This is a genomic window from Flagellimonas lutimaris (assembly GCF_051494225.1).
Lineage (GTDB): Bacteria > Bacteroidota > Bacteroidia > Flavobacteriales > Flavobacteriaceae > Flagellimonas > Flagellimonas lutimaris_A.
The window spans coordinates 1-312 of the sequence record NZ_JBNPYE010000039.1; the positions used below are offsets into that span (position 1 = coordinate 1).

General features: G+C 45.2%; 1 protein-coding gene. It reads left to right on the top strand.

Translation table 11 applies throughout. The features are described from left to right. On the top strand, positions 1 to 312 hold a 312-nt coding region (locus ACQQ5U_RS19445), incomplete at both ends, for a gluconate 2-dehydrogenase subunit 3 family protein (RefSeq protein ID WP_437400128.1).

A 312-nucleotide genomic window follows, 5' to 3' on the forward strand; every position in this document is an offset into this window, starting at 1 on the left:
CCATGGCACAGACCTTGGACGTGATCCTTCCAAAAACGGACACTCCTTCGGCAACCGAAGTGAACGTGCACGTTTTTATCGATGCCTATCTCGATGAAGTGATGCCTTTGGACCAAAGGGAATTTGTCGTCATGAAAATGAACAAGTTCTATGACAAGGTACTTGCAGACTCTGGCAAAGAAACTTTAATGGATATTGAGCCAGCAGATATAGAACCTGCATTGCAGACATATCTTAAAAAGCGTACAGACGAGGAAGAAGAAGCACATTCCGAGGCGATCATGAACTACATGCAGGCCATCATGCAAGGTG